This window comes from Pseudomarimonas arenosa, assembly GCF_014841215.1.
GTDB lineage: Bacteria > Pseudomonadota > Gammaproteobacteria > Xanthomonadales > Xanthomonadaceae > Pseudomarimonas > Pseudomarimonas arenosa.
The window spans coordinates 71,162-88,993 of sequence record NZ_JACYTR010000017.1 but is presented as its reverse complement, the minus strand read 5'-3'; the positions used below and the strand labels follow the sequence as shown (position 1 = coordinate 88,993).

The following is a 17,832-nucleotide window of genomic DNA, read 5'->3' as shown; positions in this document are numbered from 1 at the left end:
TGGTTCAGACGGTCAGGAAAGCGCAGCGCCACTGCCCGGAGCGCTGAGAGCAGATCACACCGGACATCAAAACTAAGCTCGACAGTCCTTAGTTAAAAAATCTTCTGCCGCCCAGGCTCCTAGCGCCGCTCGCGAGCAGCCCATCCATGGGCTGCACTTGCTCCGGCGAGTTAAGACATTATCTCGCCGGAGCAATAGAACGATGCCGCGACTGCCCGACGCTAGTCGATCGCACGTACCCGCAACACCATGCCTTCGATCGCAATCACCCGCACCCGCGTACCAGCGGCGAGATCATCGCCCGAGACCGACCACAGCGCGTCGCCGATCTTGACCTTGCCGCGCCCGTTCTCGATCGGCGCATCGAGCGTCAGCACGCGATCCATCAGTTGCGCGGCTCGCTTGTTCAGCAGTGGCTGATCGGTAACGCGCGGCGGATGCGCCAGTTTGTAGCGCCAACCGGCATAGGTCGACGCCAGGGCAAACAGACTGAACCAGATCCACTGCACAGCCAGACTCGACTCTGGCAAGGCCAGATGCACCAGGCCGGTCGCCGTCGCCGCAATGCCGAGCCACAGCATGAACGCGCCAGGCACCAGGGCCTCAGCGGCAAACAGCGCCAGTGCCAGTGCCCACCAGAACCAGGTTGAATTCATCCACTCCATACATCGTCCTCCTGTCGCCCTGCGATCGCTCAACTTGCGCTTTGAACGTCGCGTTCAACTGCAAGCGCCAGCTGCACGCTGCGTTGCCAGCGCCGGCCGACCAGAACTCGAGTCGGCCGGTCGTCACTCAAGCATCCACCTCAGCCGAACCCTGCCATCAACGCGACGGCAGGTTAGGGGGCGTGACCTTGCTGCCACTGCCGATGCCCTTGGCCAGTTCGGTGATGCCGGCCAAGGAGCCGAGCACACCGGTGGTTTCCATCGGCAGCAGCAACAACTTCTGGTTCGGCGAAGTGGCAAACTCCTTCAGCGCCTCGACGTACTTCTGTGCCACGAAGTAATTGATCGCCTGGATATCGCCCTTGGCGATTGCGTCGGACACCATCTGCGTCGCCTTGCCTTCCGCTTCTGCCAAACGCTCGCGCGCTTCGGCGTCGCGAAATGCGGCTTCGCGTCGACCATCGGCCTCGAGTACCGCGGCCTGCTTCTCACCGTCGGCTTTCAGAATCGCCGCCTGACGATGACCTTCTGCTTCCAGAATGTTGGCGCGCTTGTCACGCTCGGCCTTCATCTGCCTGGCCATCGAGTCAACCAGGTCACGAGGCGGCTGGATGTCCTTGATCTCGATGCGGTTGACCTTGATGCCCCAGGGGTGGGTCGCCTCATCGACCACGGTCAACAAGCGTGCATTGATCTCATCGCGTTTCGACAGGGACTCATCGAGATCCATCGAACCCAGCACGGTACGGGTGTTGGTCATCACCAGATTGAGCGCGGCGATTTCCAGCTGAGCCACCTCGTACGCTGCCTTGGCTGCATCCAGCACCTGATAGAACACCACCGCATCGACCTTCACCACCGCGTTGTCCTTGGTGATGATTTCCTGCGACGGCACATCCAGCACCTGCTCCATCATGTTCATCTTGCGCCCGACGGTGTCGATCCAGGGGATGATGAAACCCAGACCCGGCGCCAGGGTGTGGGTGTAGCGACCAAAGCGTTCCACGGTGTACTCGAAGCCCTGCGGCACCGAGCGCACACCCTTGAAGATCGAAATCACCACAAAACCGATAAACACCCAGACAAAAATGTCCATTTCCACATTCCCCTAGATTGACCACGCCTGCGAAGAGTTCGGCGATCATACTCGCGCGCCACAGCGATCGGCGCATGCCTTGATGACGCGCGCACGTCGCGGCTGTGACGCTGCCTCTGTGAGGTAGGCGTGATGGCGGGTCGCATGCTCGGCGTGGTAGATGGGCGGGGCTGGCATTGCCGTTAAAAAGCTGTGAAGCTATTCGCACCTTCGGGGGAGATTCCACATCATGAAAGCACGCATCCTGTCTGTTGCCGTCAGCTGCGGTCTGCTGGCCGTGAGCGGTTCTGCGCTGGCGATTTCCAATAATGAGGCCAACGCCAATATTCCTTTCAGCTTTTCCACCCCGGGCGCACGCAGCCTGGCGATGGGCGGAGCCTTCCTCGGCGCCGCCGACGATGCTACCGCGGCACTGGCCAACCCGGCCGGCCTGACCCGTCTCGGCCTGGAACAGCAAGTCATGCTGGAGTTGCGACACAACTCGCCACGCACGCCGTACGCGGCCGGCGGCAGCGTCACCAACAACCCGTTCAACCCAACCCGGGTTCGCTACGGTGAAGACACAAGCAGTGTCGAGCACGTGAGCTATCTGGCCTGGGTGCTGCCACGCGACACCTGGGCGCTCTCGCTGTATCGCACCACCATGGTCGATTTCGAGTCGAACTTTTCCACCGAGCAGATTGACCTGCTGGATTTCCCCGGCACCTTCGTGCGTCCTTACAGTTCGGCCGCAGACCTTGAAGTGGTCGGCTATGGCGCCTCATTCGCCATGAACCTCAATGACAACCTGTCATTCGGGGTCGGCGCGATCTGGTACGACTTCGAGATCGCCTCGATTACCGATCGATTCGAGAGTGACGGCGTCACCCTGGCCAACCGCCAGCTGCAAGGTGGCGATGACAACGATGTCGGCTTCAATGTGGGTCTGCTCTACAAGGGCTCAGACCGATTCAGCTTCGGCCTGAGCTATCGCTCGGCGCCGGAATTCAGCTATGGCGCCAGCAACACCGTGTTCCGGGTGAACGATCCGAACACCGGCGATCTGATCACCTTGGATCCGCCGGTGCTGGCAGCCAACTTCACCACGCCGTTCAAGGCGCCGGATGTGTTCGGCGTCGGCATGAGCTGGCGCGCCACCGAACAGCTCACCTTTAACCTCGACATCAATCGGGTTGGCTACTCCAATCTGTCCGAGCAGGTCGACGATGCCTTCTTCACCGGCGGCGATTTCGAAGTCAATATCGATCCGCAGATTCTCCGCTCGCTGGAGATCGAAGACGAGATCGAACCGCGTCTGGGCGTCGAGTACGTGCTTGCCGAAATGAGCTATCCGGTGAGTTTGCGCGCCGGCTGGTGGCAGGAGAAGCGGCACACGCTGAGCTTCAATGCCGATCCGGACAGTCTGAATTTCGACAACCCGGTAGTCGCCACCGCCAATGCCGTGCTGTTCTCCACCGGCGAGGATGAGGACCACATTTCGGTCGGCTTTGGCTGGGCCTTCCCCAACTTCCAGGTCGACTTGGGCTATGACCATAGCGACACCATGGAAGTGCTCTCGCTGTCGGGCGTCTACCGCTTCTAGCCAACCGGCACTCTGCTCAACAAGGGGCGCGGCAACGCGCCCCTTTGTTTTTGCCCAACACGGTGTGGCAGCCGACATTGCCGACGACTGCGATCAACGGTCAGCGCGTGTTGGACCAGAAGGCGATGAACTTGGGCGAGAAGGCAGCGCGATCGGGCGCCAGGGAAGCCTGGGCACTGCGCGCTGCTCGCACATCCTGCCGGGCTTGATCGAGACCTCGCTGATCGCCGTTCTGCTCGGCCAGACTGAACCCGGCCGCCGCACGCAGCATCAGCGCATGGGCGCGGGCGCGGCCATCGCTGACTGACTGCGCCTCGAGCTTGAGCAGATCCTGGTAACGACCGGCGAAGTAGAGATCAGCCGCTTGGCGCAGAACAGCAGGTACGGAGACAGCAGCCGGGCGCGGGTCGGGCGGGCGCGGCGCGGGCGGCGTGGTGGTCGTGGCGGGTCGCGGCGTATTGCTGGCGGTGCTTCCGCTGCTCACAGGCGACGTGCTGCCCGAACTTGAGCTGCCGGAACCTGGCGTTGCCGCTGCCGTGCTGGCGGTCGAGCTGCCGGTGGTCGGCGTGCTGCTGGAACCCGTTGTTGTGGCGGGCGCCACCGGTTGACTGGCCGCTGCTAGCCGGGTATCGCACTCCTGCTTGCCGCGTTGCCACTGTGCCCGAAGCTCCGGCAGCTCGCCGCGAAACACATTCTGCATACCGGTGTTGGACCAGTAGTTCAGTGCCTCTTCGCAGCGGCCCTGACGATACGCTGCCATTCCGGCGTAGAAGTGCGGCATGTATTCGTCAAAGCGCATGCCCTCGAAACGCTTTCGGTGACTGGCATCGTCTTCATCGCGGATGGCATCACGAAAGCGCGCCTCGGCTTCAGCCCAGTCGCCATCAGCATAGGCCTTGCGACCACGGTCGTAGTCGCGCTTCCAGTCTGCCAAGGCGCTGCCGCTGAACAGCAGCAGGATGCACGCGACCGCACACGCACAACGGCTGGTTTGCCTGACCTTAGTCACCATAGCCGGCCCGTTTCAGGTAGTCGGTGGCAGTCAGCGCACCGAAGTTGGCCTGCGATAGTTGGGTGGCCTTGGCATCCACCTGCACCACCTGCACCACCGAGCGCCCCACCAAGGGATGCTTGTAGGTCACCCGGTAACTGCCCTTGGGCAGGCTCAGCCGCAGCGGTGTAGAGCGCTCGCTCGGCAGGTCGATCGACTGCCCGGAGCTAGCCTCGACCACCGATTCCACGGTCGCCCACGGCGTGGCATTCAATACCAGCACGCCGCTCATCGCCGCCAGCCGCTCCTGTTCGGCCGCCGTCAGCGCAGCGCGGCGTTGCGCCAGCTCGCTGACTACCAGCCGCACGTCTTCGCTGCGATCGCCCAACTGCGCCTTGATCTGAGCGATCACTGGCTCCATGGCGTCCAGCTCTTCCAGCTTGTTGCTGGCGTCAAGCACCCGGATGACGCCGCCCAGAAACTGGTCGCGATAGCGCCGCGCATCGATATCGTTGGGATCGAGCTTCTGCAGCTCGGCAATGGCAAAGCCAATCTCACGCGCCGTGTCGGCGTTCAAGATGCGCTTGGCCAGGGCTCGCTGCACAGCGTCAAGCAGGGCCTGACGCTTGGCCAGCCGTTCCGACTGCTGTTGCTGGCCGGCCAGCTTGCGCGCCAGAGCGGCAATCTCGGCATCGTTCTTGTACACCGCCTGCGCCTCACCCAACAGCGCAACTGCCTGTTCAAGATTGCCGCGCGCGGCCAGCGCTTCGGCTGACTCACGCACCAGTCGCGGCAGATCCTGCAGCAAGCGAACGGCAGCCGGCTCGTCAGGCTGTCGCTTGATCACGCCCTGCAGCAACGCATGGGCATTGCTGTCGGCGGGAGAGAAATAATGCAGCTTGGCGATCGCATCGCGCGCCGCCGTCAGATCACGCGAGATCTGCGCCGCCCGTTCGCCGACCCGCTGCTCCAGCGCCTTGCGCGCATTCTGTGAACTGCTGTCACCCGGCTGCAACTGCAGAGCCTGATCATAGCGGGTCAAGGCCAGGCTGAAGTCGCCGCCGCGCTCGGCTTCACTGGCCGCTCGCACCAGCAGGCGCGCCGCTTCGGCCCGCACCTTGCCGGCCTCGCTGTTGTCCGGATCGATCTCGCTGATCCGCTGCAGCGTCTCGACCACATTGTTTCCGGCCGGCTCGACCACCCGGCCGGCGGCCAGCTGCTGGCGCGCCGCCGCAACCAGCTGATCAATGCGGGCGCGCTCGGCCTGAATCTGGCGGGCCTTTTGAATCTTCTGCTCCAGCGCCTGCCAGGCAGGCTCAGCGGCTAGGAAGCTGGCCGAGGATTGCAGTGCCGACTCGGCGCGATCGAGCTGACCGGCCGCCACTGAACGTTCCACCGGCTGCAGGATCTTGCCAACCAGATCGGCCATGGCCTGTTTGGCTACGCCTGAGTCGGGGTCGATCTGCAGGGCGTCGCGAAGGATGGCCAGTGCATTGTCCTGCCCCTCACCGGCCAGCCGACCGGCCCGCTCCGCCTCCCCCGCCCGCGCAATCAGCGACTTGACCTTAGCCTGGCGTTCCACCGCGAGCTCGGCAGCCATGATGGCCTGTTCCAGCTTCTTGTTCTCCGCCGCGTCAGGCAGCACCCGATAGGCCTCACTGAGGCGTTGCTTGGCCACTTCGAACGACTGCTTCTGCAGCGCTTGCTCGGCTTGCTGGCGCAGTTGCCCGGCGATCTGCTGAAAGCGCTTTTCCGCCTCCGGATACACCGATACCTCACGCAGGGCCAGATCATTGGCTTCCTGCAGCAACTCCAGTGCGTTGTCACCGGGCGGGGCCACCAGCTTACCGGCGGCAATCAGACGATCGACCTCGGCCAGATTGCGGCTAACTACACGTTCAATCGCCGGATCAAGACCACCGCCACCGCTGAACATCAACCAGCCGCCGAGGCCGGCGGCGGCGACGATCGCAGCCACCGCGGCCGGAATCCACCAGGGTAGTTTCTTCTTGGCCGGCGGCAAACGCACTCCGGGCCCGCTGCCGCTGACGCGTGGCGCCGCCGACTGACTGCTGACCCGGGCAAAGGCGGCCTGTGCCGGCGCCTGCGGACCGGCACCGGTATGAATCTGGCTTTCCGAAAAACCCAGTGCGCGCAGCTGTTCGGAGGAACTGCTGGTCGGGTCGAACTGCAACTGATGGACCAGGGCATCGCTACCCGTAACCAGGTCCTTCAACTGGCGTACGAACACCTTGAGATCTGGGAAGCGCTGATCGCGTTCTTTCGACAGCATGCGGTCGAGCAGGGGCTGGAAGAACGAAAACTGCGGCGGTAGCGGCGGCGGCGGTGAATTGATATGCGCCAGCACGACCTGGATCGGTGTCGATCCCTCGAACGGCGCGCGACCGGTCAACATTTCGTAGAACATCACGCCCAGCGAGTACTGGTCGGAGCGGCCATCGAGATCGCTACCGGTGGCCTGCTCGGGACTCATGTAGGTCGGCGTGCCGATCATCATGCCGGTCTGGGTCAGCCGGGTGGCTTCCGAGTTCTGCTGCCGGGCAATGCCGAAATCGGTCAGCACGGGAGTGACCCCGTCACGGAACATGATGTTGGCCGGCTTCAGATCGCGATGGATGATGCCGTTGTCATGGGCGTACTGCAGAGCGCCGGCGATCTGCACCACGACCGCGATGGCGTCAGCCAGACTCAGCCCTTCGCGCATGCGGTCAGACAGGCTGCCGCCCTCGAGGAACTCCATCGCGATGTAGTTGATCGACTCGTTCTGCACGATGTCGTACACCCCAACGATATTGGGGTGTGGCAGCCGCGCCATGGTGCGGCCTTCAATCAGGAAACGCTTTTCGACATTCTCATCGGCCAGACCGCGGCGCATGACCTTGATCGCCACCTTGCGATCCAGCGAGCGCTGGGTGGCGAGGAATACGGTCGCCATACCGCCCGAACCGAGTTCACGGATCAGTTCGTAGCCTGGAATGTCGAAAGCCGGGGCAGACATGCGGAATCCGATCTAGCGCTGCAATAGCTGAGCGAACGTGTCTGTTACAGAGACCGGCGCCGCTGACAGTCTGAACACAGCTTGCAGCCAAACGGCTGATCGCCCGGACCCAGACTGATTTCTAACGCGCATTCACCCTCCTTGCGACCTGCGCTCGGTGTGCGAAATCGGTTGCCCCATCGTCCCTGTGCCGGGCACAGGTCGACGCGTTCAAATCATAGCACTGGCATCGCTCGGCCGGACGCCTGCCAGGTTGCTGAAAAACCTCCAGGAGTTCTTCAGCGCAAACGGTCGCAGCAGATCCGCGCCACCCTTGCCGAGAATCAAACACTTGTCGGGTCCGATGCTCGTGCGCGCCATCCTTGGCACACCTTAACAGGCCGCTGAAAGCCGGCTCAGCAGACTGCTACAGCTTGCCATGCCAACCAAGCCTAGTTTGTCACCACGGCACGCAAACTGAGCGGCAGGTCGATGATCACCCGGGTACCTTGGCCGGGCTGGCTCTCGACCGAAATCCGCCCATGCAGCACGTCGCTGACCAGTTGATAGGCCAGATGCATGCCCAGCCCGTTGCCGCCGCGCCCGAGCTTGGTTGTGAAGAAAGGATCAAACACACGGCGCACCCGGTCTGCACTCATGCCGCAGCCGTTGTCGGCGATCACCATGCGTACCCAGTCGCCCGCCATGCGCTCGGCGCGGATCCGTACGACACCGTCCTGATCGGCATCGAAGGCATGCACGAAGGCATTGCTTACACAGTTGGAAATCACCTGCTCCAAAGGACCCGGCGTGCTGTCCAACACGATACCCGGGGGCACCTCGTACTCGATGCGCTGGGCACTATTGCGCCACTGGCTGCGCAAGGTTGCCACCACATCGCCAATCAGTTCGCCAAGCTCGAAGGCGCGCTGCTGGGCGCTGACCTGATCAACCGCCGACTGCTTGAAGCGACGCACCTGCTCGTTGGCGCTGTCCAGAGAGCGCTGCAACAGGGCCAGGCCCTCGTTGGCCTGCTGCAGGAAATCAGCCAGCACACTGCGACGCAATTGCTCACGATTGAACTGCTGGTCGAGTCCCTCGAGCAGACTGCGCAAGTGGCTGACCACGGTAACGCTGGCACCGAGCGGTGTATTGATCTCGTGCGCGACACCGGCCACCAGGCTGCCCAGCGCCGCCAGCTTCTCGGCCTGTACCAAGCTGGCCTGGGTGCGGTGCAGCTCGGCCAGGGTGGCTTCGCTGCGATCCTTGGCGGCACGCAGCGCGCGCTCGTGGTCGAGCAGGTCGGAGATGTCCTGCAGCACCAGCACATAACCTCGCAGTGCGTCGGCGACCGGGTCGAGCATGGCCGAGCAGGCCAGCGAGAAGCCGCGACTGCGGCCGCGCACCACCAGACCATGCAATTCCTGCCGATGCACCTCGCCGGCCACCAGGGCGGCGATGCTCGGCCAGTCGATCGCCGGCAGCGTCGCCAGCATCGAGCGACCATCGATCTCGTGCGCCAATCCCAATTGCTGATAGAACGCCTGGTTGGCACTGATCAGCTTGAACTCATTGTCGAGAAAGGCAAACGGTGTCGGCATGGTCTGATTCAGCGAGGTCTGCAGCAGCAGCTGTTCGCGCAAGCCACGCTCAGCATGCTCCTGCCGCGCCAGACCATTGTTGTACTCGCGAATGAACTCCCCTAACTCGTCGTTTGAGCTGCACACCGCCGGCTCGCGCCTACCGGTCTCGCGAAACACCCGCAGGGATCCGGCCACCTGATCCAGCGGATTGAGCACGGTTCGACGAAAGGCCCAGATCGCGCTGACCATCAGCACCATCACCAGCAGCACCAGCTGGAACAACAAAGGCCAGAGATCGCGCCACACCTCGGCGGCGTCCGGCTGCAGATCAAACCAGTGGCGAAGTCGACCCAGTTCCTGCACCGAGCCACGATCGCTGAACTGCACCGGCACTTCGATCAACACGTTCGCCTGGCGGTCCTGGCAGCTGCCGACCGCAGGCGGAGCCTGCAGGCCGACCAGTTGATCGAGCTCGACGCAAACCAGACCCGGCACGCCGCTCAACGAGCGCATGATCGCCGCGACCGTTACCTCATCGACATTCCAGACCGGATAGCTCAGCAGGCTGGCATTGGCGGCCGCGCGCTGCTCGGCCAGCTGCCGATTGAGATCAGCACGGTCACCCAGCTTCAGCACATAGGCGCCGAATACAAACAGCAAGGCCGCGACGACCATGGTTGGAATGGTCGTGAGCAGGAACTTGCTGCTTAGCCGGGTGGTTGAAGCCATCGCGGGGTGCTTTCAACGGTGTGCGGAGCAAGGAGCCGGCGGCTCCGGCGTCGCCCCAATAGTGGCCCTTTTTAGCGCGTTCGACCAGTGATCCTGGGCGAGAATACTCATCACGTAATTTGCACATCCGACCGTCCGCCCAGCGGCCTGCGACCCTTTTCCTGCTCAGCGCATCTTTAGGTCATATGAACCCACAATCGCCCTTTGCCATCGAGATTCCGGCCCTGCTGCTGGCCAGCGCAAAACGCGGCGACGAGCGTGCCCTGGAAGCGATCTACAGGCAGTTCCAGGGCCCGGCCTATCAGCTTGCCTGGCGCCTGTGCGGCGATCGCGAGCTGGCCCGCGATATGGTTCAGGAGTCGATGTTCAAGGCGTTCCGGCAACTGCATCAATTTCGCGCTGACGCACCGTTCTGGGCCTGGCTGAGACAGGTGCTGGTCAACGAATGCCTGATGCACCTGCGCCGTCAACAGCGCATCGAACAGCAACAGCAGGAGCCCGACCTGCAAGCCGAGGAAACCAATCTCAGCCTGCCGCCGGAAGTGGCCGAGTGCGGCCTGCTGCAGAGTGCGCTGGAACGTCTACCAACAAGTACCCGCGCCGTGCTCTGGCTGTACCACGTTGAAGGCTATACCCACGAAGAGATCGCCAGCCTGATGCAGCGGACCATCAGCTTCTCAAAATCGCAGCTGTCCCGTGGCACGCAGCGACTGCGCGAAATGCTCTGCCTGAAGGAGGAGCTAAGCCATGTTTGAGTTTTCCCGCCCCCCGCATGAGCCGCGGTTGCCACTATCGGCGGCACTACGACAGCTGGCCGAACAACCGGCGCCGTTTGACGATTGGCCGCAACTGAGCGCACGACTGCGAAGCGAGGCGCACAGCCATCAGTCGCGTTGGCCGAGTCTTGCGCTCGCCGCCAGCCTGCTGATTGGCATCACGCTGGCGCTATTGCTGCAGCCTACACCCCAGGTTTCAGCGCCGCAGGCCACGGCGGTCGAGCCGCCCGCGCTGGAAGCGCTGCAGGCCGAATCGGCGTGGCTGGAAAACTGGCTGCGTCAGCAGCGCCAGCTCAAGCGCGCAACGGCGGTGCTCGATGCAGAGCGCTTGAGTGCCCGCCAGGAACTGATCGACCAGCTGCAGTTCGTCGATCTGCTGCTGGCCGAAGAACCGGTCGCTGACACCGAACTGGCGCTGTGGCAGCAGCGCGTTCTGCTGCTGCGGCAACTCTCAGTCGAATACAGCGCTCTGGGGCCCGCACTTTCGGCAGCTGCCCTGGTCAACGGCCCCCTGTTGCTGTGAGTCCATTACCACCCTATGGGAGAACTCGATGAACACACCCCTGCCACTGCTAACCGCCGTGCTAAGTCTGCTACTGGCCTCCAGCGCGATCGGCGCAGAGCCAGCCGGCCCGACCGAATCGATCGAGCAACTGCAGCAGACGCTGGAACAGCTTGATGAGCAGCGCGCCGAGCTTCGCGAACGACTGCATGCAGCAGAGCAAGAACGGCGCCGGACGATGCTTCAACCGCTGACCCAGGAGGGCGAAATCCATCGCGCACGGGCCCGGCTTTCGTCGGAGCAGAACCGCGAACGGGTGCGAAGGAAATTGCAGACGACGCTGCGTGAGCTGGACAAACACCGCGCGGAGTTGCGCGAGCAACTGCAGGCGGCAGAACAGGGGCAAGAGGGAGCAATTCAGCGGGCACAGCTGGAAAAGCTGCGCGAGCTTGCGCGGCAATCGGCTGATGCCTCCCGGCGCGCGGCCACCGAGCAGCACGAACAGTTGCGTGAGGAGCTGCACCGGTCACAGGCTGAGATGGCCCGACTGGCCGCGCATATCGCCACCCTATCGGTGGATCTGCAGGCTGAGGACTATGCCAAGGCGCTGCGCGCTGACCGCTTCAATCAGCCGCGCTTCGGTGTGCTCTTGCAGGCCGATCCAAGCGCCGGGGCGCTGATCAGCGGCGTCACCTTCGATGGCCCGGCCGAACAGGCCGGCCTGCGCAGCGGTGATCGCCTGTTGAGTATCAACGGCGAGGCGCTGCTCGGCAGCGCTGAGCAGCGGCTGCAACGGGCGCAGGATCTGTTGCAGGTAGAGGGCGCCGAGAAGACGGTGAAGCTTGAGGTTGAAACGGCAGGCAAGCCGCGTTCGATTTCAATCACTGCCCGACCCCTGGTCGCGCTCGCGGTGAACCCTGCGCTTCAGCCCGGCAGCGCGCCGATCATTCCGGCCAGCTTCGACATCGCGCCGTACGCGCCCAGCCTGATCTGCGGCGAAGACTCGGACAGCTGCCGTTTCGATCTCTATAGCAGCGTCTGGCGCGGCCTGCGGTTGGCCGAACTTAACCCGGAGCTGGGCCGCTACTTCGGCCATGAGCGCGGCGTGCTGGTGCTCACCGCGGGCGCTTCGATGGAGGGTGTTGAAGGCGGCGATGTCTGGCTGTCGATCGATGACCAACCGGTGCACACTCCGGATCAGGCAATGCGCGCCCTGCGCCCCACACCTGGCACTCAGCATCACAACATTTCGTTTGCTCGACAGCGCGAAATGCTGAACTTGAAAGTGTCGCCGGCGGCGACCTGGCGGCTGCCGATCGACAGCCAGGCGGGTTTACCCAAGGGCCGTTCGGCAGAGCTGGATTCAGGCCTGCTGCAAAGGCTGATCGAGCAGGAGTCCGCGCCGGCAGACAAAGACCGTCAGCCGCTGTAGGTTCCGAATGCAACTGATTTCGCCTCCGAATCCTGTTTGACCCGGCGCAGTGCCGGCACCCCGTCTGAGGCGCTGCCAACGGCGCCCCGACAGCGCTGAAACCGATTCCCTTGGCGCTGGTCGACGGCCCCCTGCGCAAGACCCGCGAGCGCCGCATTGACCATGCGCGGTGGCAACGCGCTAGCATGAGCAGCGCATTTCGCCCAAGGATCTCCGTTCAGCATGGATACGCTGCTCCTCGAACGCATCACCCTGATGCTGCTCCTGCTCGGAGCGCTGGCGCTGTTCGCCTCGGAAAAGGTGCGCGCAGACCTGGTATCTCTGGGCCTGCTGCTGGCACTGATGGTGATAGGCATCATCAGCGTCGAGGAGGGGTTCAGCGGCTTTGCCAGCCCGGCGGTGATCACCGTCGTCTGCATGTTCATTCTCTCCGGTGGCCTGGTGCGCACCGGCGTTGCCGATGAAATTGCCGGCTGGGTGGTGGCGCGTGGCGTGCGCAACACCATTGGCTTGACTGCCATCCTGATGGTGCTGGTGGGCTTGATGTCGAGCTTCATGAACAACATTGCCGCGGTCACCATCCTGATGCCCTCGGTATTTGCGATTGCCCAGCGTACCGGCGTGCCAGTCACCAAACTGCTGATGCCGCTGGCGTTCGGCTCGCTGCTCGGTGGCCTGTCGACCTTGGTCGGTACGCCGCCCAACCTGCTCGCTTCCGAAGCCCTGCAGCGGGCCGGACACACGCCATTCGCGATGTTTGATTTCCTGCCGACCGGATTGGTGGTGTTTTCCACCGGCCTGTTGTATTTCGTACTGATCGGCTCGCGACTGGTGCCGATCCGCATTCCGGCATCGGCGCCGGAAGAAGGCAACAGCCTGCGCCACTATGTCACCGAAGCCATCGTTCCGCGCGGCTCGGCCCTGGTCGGGCGCAGCGTGGAAGAGGCCAAACTGCGCGACACACTGGGCGTCAGTGTGGTACGCGTCCATCGTGCCTATAACCACGATGGTCAGGAAACCGCCGATGACCGTCCGTGGTTGCGTTACGGCCGCTATGGGCGCGACGAGGGCGACGGCGGCTACTCGTTCCAACCCTGGCCGGAGTGTCGATTTGCCGTCGACGATCACTTGCAGCTGGAAGGCGACCCTTCCCTGCTGCTGCAAAAGCAAGGTCGCGGTCTGCTGGAAATTCCGGAATCGGAAGCCGACCACGGCGAAACGCCGTTGATCGGCGAACTCGCCCTGTCGCCAGGCTCACGCTCACTCGGCACCAGCATCGCCGAAGCTGACTTTCCGGCGCGCTACGGCGTCACCGTGCTCGGGCTGCGGCGCAACGGTCGACAGGAGGACGAGCGAATCAATCAGCTAAGACTGGAACCCGGTGATGTGCTGCTGGTACGCGGCACACCCTCGGCGATGGCCTTGCTCGGTCATAACCCGGACTTTCTCGTGGTCAATCGCCTGGCTGGACCGGCGCGCGATCACCGCAAACGCTGGATCGCCCTGGCGGTGATGGCAGGCACGGTGATCGCGGCGGCCAGCGGTGCCCTGCATATTTCGGTGGCTGCGCTGGCCGGCGTGTTGGTGATGGTGACCAGCGGCTGCATGCCGGTGCGCGACATGTACTCGCAGGTCGACTGGCGCGTGGTGTTCATGATTGCCTCGCTGATGCCGCTGTCGATTGCCATGGATGGCGAGCACACCGGCACGGCGGCCTGGCTGGCCGAATCGATGCTGGTGCTGACCGGCGGCGCCAGCCCCTACTTGGCGATGATGGCAGTGATCGTACTCACCGTCGGCCTGACCCAGCTGATGTCGAATGCCGCCTGCGTGGTGCTGGTGGCCCCGATCGCGATCAAGATGGCCGAGGGTCTGGGGATCGAACCGCATGGTTTCGCCATGGCCGTAGCGATCGCCGCGTCGACCGCATTCATCACCCCGATTGGTCATCAGGCCAATATGCTGGTGTATGGCGTGGCCAACTACCGCTTCAATGACTTCATCAAGGTGGGCGGCCCGCTTAGCTTCCTGGTGGTGATCACCGTCTTGATCGTGGTGCCCTGGGTCTGGCCGTTCTAGACCAAGGGTTCCACCGCATCCAAGGCGGCGCGTCCAAGTGGGCTGCAACCCACTGCAGCAGGTCGTAGCGGGCAGCCTGCAACGCACCCATCGAGCCGACATTTCGACAGCGACCATTCATCGCTGCAGACCCAGCGACAACGGCGTGCGGCAAGGCCTGACAGGCGCAGACACATGCCGGAGTCACCAACCGACTGCACTTCATCGAGCCAGCGATCCCAGGCAAACCAGTCGGTATCGCGCGCCGCAGTCAGCACGAAGGCGCTGTGCGGCGAACAGACCGCGATGGCCGGGCACAGACGCGGCTGCATGCGCGGCGCGCTGAGACAGACGCTGAGCGGATACTCGGCCCAGACCGACGTCGGTTCGTGCGGGGCCCATCGATGGGACGGCGACAACGGTGACGACCAGCACCAGAGCGGGCCACAAACCCGCGCCCAGCGCCGCATGGCCGGCGCGGCCGCGGTCGGCGGATGGGCCGCGGTGGTCCTCACCGATCGATCACTTGGTGAGAATCAGCTTGTCGTTGCGGGTGTGACGCAGGCGATACAGCTGATCACCATGAAAAATCAACAACTCGCGCTCGCCGCGCAGCAATTCGCGGCTGTTGAGTGCAGCCATCGGCGGGGCCACCTGCTTTGACGTATTGAGATCGGTGTTGCGGGCGGGCCGGGATGCGGAGCTGGCAGACATAGGACACCTCTGGGGTCGGAGTGCGCCCAAATGATAACGCTTCGCATTTGCATTGCAAGTGTCGCCAGGGCTTTCGCAGCCCATCCAGGGAGGTCGGCCTTTCAGCGGCTAATCGCATTCAAACAACGACTGCGCCTTGGCCATCAGCTCTTCTTCCACCCTTCCCAGCAAGCTCAGACTGTGCAGATTGTGCTCCAGCTGGGCCACCGTGGTCGCGCCGAGAATTACCGAGCTGACATGCGGATTGCTCAGGCACCAGGCAATCGCCAGCTGCGTCGGCGAAAGTTCGTACTGCTGACACAGCTCGACAAAGTGCCCCACCTGCTTGTCACGCTGTTCCGCTGAATCGCCGCGCACCGAGCGCGCCAGCCAGTCCAGATCCTTGCGCTGCAGTCGCGCGTGTGAGGTGCTCGAATCCAGATATTTTCCGGTCAGCAGCCCGGAAGCCAGCGGCGACCAGGTGGTCAGGCCGATGCCATAGGCGGAAAACAGCGGCGCATATTCCAGTTCGACCCGCTGTCGATGAAACAGGTTGTATTGGGGCTGCTCGACGGCCGGGGCGATCAAGCCGTGCTTGACGGCAAACTTGCAGGCTTCTTCGATCGCATCGGCGGGCCATTCCGAGGTGCCCCAGTACAGCACCTTGCCTTGCCGGATCAGCGCATCCATGCTGATCACCACCTCTTCCACCGGCGTGTCCGGGTCGTGGCGATGGCAGTAGTAGAGATCGAGGTAATCGACCCGCAATCGCTTCAGCGCAGCATGGCAGGCATCGACGATATGTTTGCGCGACAGGCCTTTCTGGGTCGGCCGCGGCTCACTGGCCGAGCCGAAGAACACCTTGCTCGATACGCACCAGCCATCACGCGGCAAACGCAGGTCGGCGATCACATCACCCATCAACTGTTCCGACTCGCCGTCGGCATAGGCTTCGGCGTTGTCGAAGAAGTTCACCCCGCTGTCGTAGGCATGGGCCACCAGTTCGCGCGCATCGTTGCGGCCGATCTGCCGCGCAAAGGTCAGCCAGGAGCCCAGCGACAGCGCAGACAGCTTCAGGCCTGAGCGGCCCATACGACGGTAGTGCATCGACGAATCTCCTCCTTGGAACTCGGCTCAAGTCTACTCCGCACGGCGGTTCGCCTCCGTTCGGTCGACGCAACCCGGCATATTCCATCAGGTCGCGCCGAAAGATCCGGCAACTGCGCGCCTACGATGTGCTGTAGATCTCCCGGGCGATCCTTGGCCGTGGCGCGTGGCCGATTGCGGGGCGCACCGGCTGCTACGCGGCACGCCCCGGCCGCAGCGCTTGCCGGCCACCGCCGAAGCGCCTACTCTGCCGCGATCGTTTGTCCGGGCAGGGGAACCGCCTGGGCGCTGGCTATTTCGGAGTGGGGCACGCCCCGTCCGCTTAGGGGTGTTGCATGCTGTCAATCCTGTTCGGGCTGTTTGGCCTGGCCTGTCTGATCGGCCTGACCTGGCTGTTCTCCAACAACAAGCGGTCAGTCAACTGGCGTCTGGTCGCCACCGGCATCGGCCTGCAGCTGGTGTTTGCGGTGTTCGTGCTGCTGACGCCCTGGGGCGCGGTGGCGTTTGGAAAACTCAGTGAGGGCTTTGTTGCCCTGCTGGGCTTTACCGCCCAGGGCTCACAATTCATCTTTGGCGATCTGGCCAGGATCGAGAAGTTCGGCTTTGTATTTGCCTTTCAGGTATTGCCGACGATCATTTTCTTCGCCGCCTTCATGTCGGTGCTGTATCACCTCGGCGTGATGCAGGCGATCGTCAAGGGCATGGCCTGGGTAATCACCAAGGTGATGCCGGTGTCGGGCGCCGAAACGCTGTCGGTCTGCGCCAATGCCTTTATCGGCCAGACCGAAGCACCGCTGGTGGTGAAACCCTATGTGTTGAGCATGACACCCTCGGAACTGCTGACCCTGATGGTCGGCGGCATGGCAACCATCGCCGGCGGCGTGCTCGGCGCCTACGTGCTGATGTTGGGCGGCGATGATCCGGTGCAGCAGGCGGCCTTCGCCAAGCACCTGATCACCGCCAGCATCATGGCCGCGCCGGCCACCCTGGTGGTGGCCAAGATCCTGGTGCCGGAAACCGGCCAGCCGATGACCATGGGCAAGGTGAAAGTCGAGGTGGAGAAGACCACCGCCAATATCATCGATGCGGCCGCTGCCGGCGCTGCAGATGGCCTGCGTCTGGCGCTGAACGTCGGCGCCATGCTGCTGGCTTTTGTCGCCCTTATCGCCCTGGTCAACGCGCCGCTCACCTGGCTCGGCGACGCTACCGGCTTGAGCGCCGCCTTGGGCAAACCGACCGATCTGGCCTCCCTGCTCGGCTACCTGCTGGCGCCGATCGCCTGGCTGATCGGGGTGCCCTGGGCCGATGCGCCCACCGTTGGCGGCCTGATCGGCACCAAGGTGGTGCTGAACGAGTTCGTCGCCTACCTCAGCCTGGGCGATATCGTGCAGGGCAAGGTGGCCGGCGTCAGCCTCAGCGAACACTCGGTGCTGATCTCGACCTACGCCCTGTGCGGCTTCGCCAACTTCAGTTCGATCGCGATCCAGATCGGCGGCATCGGCGGGCTGGCGCCAGAGCGGCGCCAGGATCTGGCCGTGTTTGGACTGCGCGCAGTGCTCGGCGGCTCGATTGCCACCCTGATGACCGCCACCATTGCTGGCGTGATTTCGCAGCTGTGAA

14 protein-coding genes are annotated in these 17,832 nt (G+C 63.5%); 6 read left to right on the top strand and 8 right to left on the bottom strand.

The window, feature by feature from the left end; translation table 11 throughout:
• Window positions 1–221: 221 nt before the first annotated feature.
• Window positions 222–656: an NfeD family protein gene (locus IFO71_RS10385; RefSeq protein WP_192029565.1), complete on the bottom strand. Its 435-nt coding sequence runs from the start codon at window positions 654–656 to the stop codon at window positions 222–224.
• Window positions 657–822: 166 nt separating this feature from the next.
• The gene (locus IFO71_RS10380; RefSeq protein WP_192029564.1) at window positions 823–1,761 is read right to left on the bottom strand and encodes an SPFH domain-containing protein; all 939 of its coding nucleotides are present in this window, start codon (window positions 1,759–1,761) and stop codon (window positions 823–825) included.
• 229 nt (window positions 1,762–1,990) lie between these two features.
• On the opposite strand from IFO71_RS10380, the gene IFO71_RS10375 reads away from it, so the two are divergent.
• On the top strand, window positions 1,991–3,343 hold the full coding sequence (locus IFO71_RS10375; RefSeq protein WP_192029563.1) for an OmpP1/FadL family transporter: 1,353 nt from the start codon (window positions 1,991–1,993) through the stop codon (window positions 3,341–3,343).
• A gap of 100 nt (window positions 3,344–3,443) precedes the next feature.
• Here IFO71_RS10375 and IFO71_RS10370 read toward each other — a convergent pair whose 3' ends face one another.
• The 3 genes from IFO71_RS10370 to IFO71_RS10360 form a co-directional block, all read right to left on the bottom strand.
• Window positions 3,444–4,355: a hypothetical protein gene (locus IFO71_RS10370; RefSeq protein ID WP_192029562.1), complete on the bottom strand. Its 912-nt coding sequence runs from the start codon at window positions 4,353–4,355 to the stop codon at window positions 3,444–3,446.
• Window positions 4,345–7,353, bottom strand: a complete 3,009-nt coding sequence (locus IFO71_RS10365) for a serine/threonine protein kinase (protein WP_192029561.1) — start codon at window positions 7,351–7,353, stop codon at window positions 4,345–4,347. Before IFO71_RS10365 ends, IFO71_RS10370 begins: the two co-directional genes overlap by 11 nt.
• 431 nt (window positions 7,354–7,784) lie before the next feature.
• Window positions 7,785–9,644 carry a sensor histidine kinase gene (locus IFO71_RS10360; RefSeq protein WP_192029560.1) on the bottom strand — a complete coding sequence of 620 codons (1,860 nt, stop codon included), beginning with the start codon at window positions 9,642–9,644 and terminating at the stop codon, window positions 7,785–7,787.
• Window positions 9,645–9,829: 185 nt separating this feature from the next.
• Between IFO71_RS10360 and IFO71_RS10355 the strand changes: the two genes are divergently transcribed.
• The 4 genes from IFO71_RS10355 to IFO71_RS10340 all read left to right on the top strand — a co-directional run bounded on the left by IFO71_RS10355 (window position 9,830) and on the right by IFO71_RS10340 (window position 14,433).
• The gene (locus IFO71_RS10355) at window positions 9,830–10,399 is read left to right on the top strand and encodes an RNA polymerase sigma factor (protein WP_192029559.1); all 570 of its coding nucleotides are present in this window, start codon (window positions 9,830–9,832) and stop codon (window positions 10,397–10,399) included.
• Complete coding sequence (locus IFO71_RS10350) at window positions 10,392–10,943, top strand: hypothetical protein (RefSeq protein WP_192029558.1); 552 nt, start codon at window positions 10,392–10,394, stop codon at window positions 10,941–10,943. The genes IFO71_RS10355 and IFO71_RS10350 overlap by 8 nt, the downstream gene beginning before the upstream one ends.
• Window positions 10,944–10,971: 28 nt before the next feature.
• Window positions 10,972–12,354: a PDZ domain-containing protein gene (locus IFO71_RS10345; RefSeq protein ID WP_192029557.1), complete on the top strand. Its 1,383-nt coding sequence runs from the start codon at window positions 10,972–10,974 to the stop codon at window positions 12,352–12,354.
• Between the two features lie 222 nt (window positions 12,355–12,576).
• Complete coding sequence (locus tag IFO71_RS10340; RefSeq protein WP_192029556.1) at window positions 12,577–14,433, top strand: SLC13 family permease; 1,857 nt, start codon at window positions 12,577–12,579, stop codon at window positions 14,431–14,433.
• On the opposite strand, the gene IFO71_RS10335 is transcribed toward IFO71_RS10340, so the two are convergent.
• From IFO71_RS10335 to IFO71_RS10325, 3 genes are all read right to left on the bottom strand, one after another.
• Window positions 14,430–14,927 (bottom strand): hypothetical protein, encoded by a 498-nt coding sequence (locus IFO71_RS10335; RefSeq protein WP_192029555.1) that lies wholly within the window; start codon window positions 14,925–14,927, stop codon window positions 14,430–14,432. The genes IFO71_RS10340 and IFO71_RS10335 overlap by 4 nt on opposite strands.
• A gap of 7 nt (window positions 14,928–14,934) precedes the next feature.
• A complete protein-coding gene (hemP, locus tag IFO71_RS10330) occupies window positions 14,935–15,126 on the bottom strand; it encodes a hemin uptake protein HemP (protein WP_192029554.1) in 192 nt (63 codons plus the stop codon).
• 108 nt (window positions 15,127–15,234) lie between these two features.
• On the bottom strand, window positions 15,235–16,212 hold the full coding sequence (locus tag IFO71_RS10325; RefSeq protein WP_192029553.1) for an aldo/keto reductase: 978 nt from the start codon (window positions 16,210–16,212) through the stop codon (window positions 15,235–15,237).
• A gap of 335 nt (window positions 16,213–16,547) precedes the next feature.
• Between IFO71_RS10325 and IFO71_RS10320 the strand changes: the two genes are divergently transcribed.
• A complete protein-coding gene (locus IFO71_RS10320; RefSeq protein ID WP_192029552.1) occupies window positions 16,548–17,831 on the top strand; it encodes a NupC/NupG family nucleoside CNT transporter in 1,284 nt (427 codons plus the stop codon).
• Window position 17,832: the final 1 nt, after the last annotated feature.